Source organism: Streptomyces sp. NPDC057486 (genome assembly GCF_042802415.1).
Lineage (GTDB): Bacteria > Actinomycetota > Actinomycetes > Streptomycetales > Streptomycetaceae > Streptomyces > Streptomyces yanii.
Window position 1 is genome coordinate 1 of sequence record NZ_JBHVEE010000291.1, and the last position, 2,784, is coordinate 2,784.

Sequence of the window (2,784 nt, forward strand, 5' to 3'; positions counted from 1 at the left end):
GAAATACACAACTCACCCGACGAACCGGAGTCCCAAATCTGAGAAGAGGAAGGGGCGCCCCGCCACCTGTGGCGGGGAGCCCCTTCGCGACCGGCTGCGCGGGACCTACTCGCCCGACAGCACCGCCTGAGCCGCGAGCCGCGCCTCATCGGCGGAATCCGTGGCACGCGCGGCAGCAGCGGCACGCTCGCACTGCGCGAGCGTGTGCTTCGCCAGCGTGGCCCGGACATAAGGAATGGACGCGGCACCCATCGACAGCGAGGTGACACCCAGACCGGTCAGCACACAGGCGAGCAGCGGATCGGCTGCGGCCTCACCACACACGCCGCAGCTCTTGCCCTCGGCCTTGGCCGCCTCGGCCGACAGTGCCACGAGGTCCAGCAGCGCGGGCTGCCACGGATCCTGCAGCCGGGACACCGCACCCACCTGACGGTCGGCGGCGAAGGTGTACTGCGCCAGGTCATTGGTGCCCAGCGACAGGAACTCCACCTCCTGCAGGATCGAGCGGGCCCGAAGAGCGGCGGACGGAATCTCCACCATCGCGCCGAACTTCGCCTGCAGCCCGGCCGCCCGGCACGCGTCGGCGAACGCCTTCGCGTCCGTACGGTCCGCCACCATGGGCGCCATGACCTCCAGATGGACGGGAAGCCCCTCGGCGGCCTTCGCCAGCGAGGTCAGCTGGCTCCGCAGCACCTCCGGGTGGTCCAGCAGAGTGCGGAGCCCCCGCACACCCAGCGCCGGGTTCGGCTCGTCCGCGGGCGTCAGGAAGTCGAGCGGCTTGTCCGCGCCGGCATCCAGCACCCGCACCACGACACGCCCCTCGGGGAACGCCTCCAGCACCGCCCGGTACGCCGCGACCTGCTTCTCCTCGGACGGCGCCTGCTTGCTGTCGTCCAGGAACAGGAACTCCGTACGGAACAGCCCCACACCCTCGGCACCGGCCTCGACCGCAGCCGGCACGTCGCCGGGCCCGCCCACATTGGCGAGCAGCGGCACCTTGTGACCGTCGGACGTCGCACCCGGACCGGTCGACGCGGACAGCGCAGCCTTGCGGGCAGCCGCAGCGCTCTCCATCTCGGCACGCTTCTCGTCGCTCGGCTCGACGAAGATCTCGCCAGTGCTGCCGTCCACCGCGATCACGGTGCCCTCGGCCAGCTCACCGGCCCCGGGGAGAGCCACTACGGCCGGCACACCGAGCGCCCGCGCGAGAATCGCACTGTGACTGGTCGGTCCGCCCTCCTCGGTGACGAAGCCGAGCACCAGCGCGGGGTCGAGCAGCGCCGTATCGGCAGGCGCCAGGTCCCGTGCGATCAGTACATACGGCTCGTCGCTGTCCGGTACACCCGGCATCGGCACACCGAGCAACCGGGCCACGATCCGGTTGCGCACGTCGTCGAGGTCCGCGACCCGCCCCGCCAGGTACTCCCCGGCACCGGCGAGCAGAGCCCGGTAGGCGGCGAAGGCGTCGTACACCGCACGCTCGGCACTGCTCCCGACGGCGATCCGACGGTCCACATCGGCCATCAGTTCGGGGTCCTGAGCCATCAGGGCCTGCGCCTCGAGCACGGCCTGAGCCTCGCCGCCGGCCAGATTGCCGCGCGCAATCAGGTCGGCCGCGACAGCGTCGACAGCCTGGCGAGCACGTCCCTGCTCGCGCTCGGCCTCCTCCGCCGGGATCTGTTTGGCCGGCGGCTCCAGCACGGCCGTACCCATGTGCCGAACCTCGCCGATCGCCACACCGTGGCTCACGCCGACGCCTCGCAGCGTTGTCTCCATTTCACCGTCTCCGATTGTGCGGCGATCCCGTGCCACCGCGATGTGTACCGACTGCCTGTCACTGCGCCGAGTGCGTCACTGCCAACCGAACAGCGCCTCGCCGACCTTCACATCCCCGTCCTCACGGACGTCGGAGAGCGACTCGACAGTGGCCTCGAGCGCCACGATCGGGCAGATCGGGGACTTGCCGGCCTCTTCCACCGCGACCGGGTTCCAGCGCACGATGCCCTGACCGCGCGTGACGGTGTCGCCCTTGTTGACGAGCAGCTCGAAGCCCTCGCCATTGAGCTGCACGGTGTCGATGCCCAGGTGGGTCAGCACCCCGTGCCCCTGCTCGTCCACGACGACGAACGCGTGCGGGTGCAGGGAGACAATGATTCCGTCCACGGGCGAAACGGCCTCCGACGGCTCGCGCACAGGATCAACGGCAGTTCCGGGCCCCACCATCGCGCCGGAGAAGACCGGGTCGGGTACCGCCGCGAGTCCGATGGCGCGTCCGGCAAGAGGGGACGTCACAGTGGTCATAGGGAGCCTCCCAGGGTGAAGCTTCATTTGGCGCCGCCGCGGCCTGTAGAGGGCGGCGTACTGTTCAGCAGCGTAAGTCATAAGAAGTCCCGGTTCCGCCCGAGTCCTGCGGCTTCACGGACCTAGGGGTGCACCGGAAACGATTTGCCTCGACTACCTGCGACCTGTACTGTCGTACTCCTGCCTGGCCCCAACGCGACTTTGAGTCGGGGGTCGGCGGCGACTATCAAGCCCAGACCTTAACCCGGATCGGCACCTGCATGCCTGCAGGCAGCTGGTCAAGGAAACGGAAAAGGCCTGATAGAGTCGGACTCGCCGGAAAGGGAAAAGCGAAAGCGAAAACCTGAAAGGCGCAGAAGCAGAAATAAATCCTCTGCTTTGCAGAGGGCCCGCTTCGACCGGGAATCGGACACGAAAGAGTCTGATAGAGTCGGAAACGCAAGACCGAAGGGAAAGCCCGGAGGAAAGCCCGAGAGGGTGAGT

3 protein-coding genes are annotated in these 2,784 nt (G+C 68.6%); all 3 read right to left on the reverse strand.

The features are described from left to right. Positions 1 to 105: 105 nt before the first annotated feature. The gene (gene ptsP / locus ACFU6I_RS48335; RefSeq protein WP_384380897.1) at positions 106 to 1,776 is read right to left on the reverse strand and encodes a phosphoenolpyruvate--protein phosphotransferase; all 1,671 of its coding nucleotides are present in this window, start codon (positions 1,774 to 1,776) and stop codon (positions 106 to 108) included. 75 nt (positions 1,777 to 1,851) lie between these two features. Continuing rightward, on the reverse strand, positions 1,852 to 2,301 hold the full coding sequence (locus ACFU6I_RS48340; RefSeq protein WP_327247514.1) for a PTS glucose transporter subunit IIA: 450 nt from the start codon (positions 2,299 to 2,301) through the stop codon (positions 1,852 to 1,854). 278 nt (positions 2,302 to 2,579) lie between these two features. After that, a partial coding sequence (locus ACFU6I_RS48345) for a hypothetical protein (RefSeq protein WP_384380901.1) occupies positions 2,580 to 2,784 on the reverse strand: 205 nt, incomplete at its 5' end.

Excerpts from the sequence above, each read along its gene's own strand:
- ptsP (WP_384380897.1), bottom strand. The coding sequence starts at position 1,776 with ATGGAGACAACGCTGCGAGGCGTCGGCGTGAGCCACGGTGTGGCGATC.
- ACFU6I_RS48340 (WP_327247514.1), bottom strand. The coding sequence starts at position 2,301 with ATGACCACTGTGACGTCCCCTCTTGCCGGACGCGCCATCGGACTCGCG.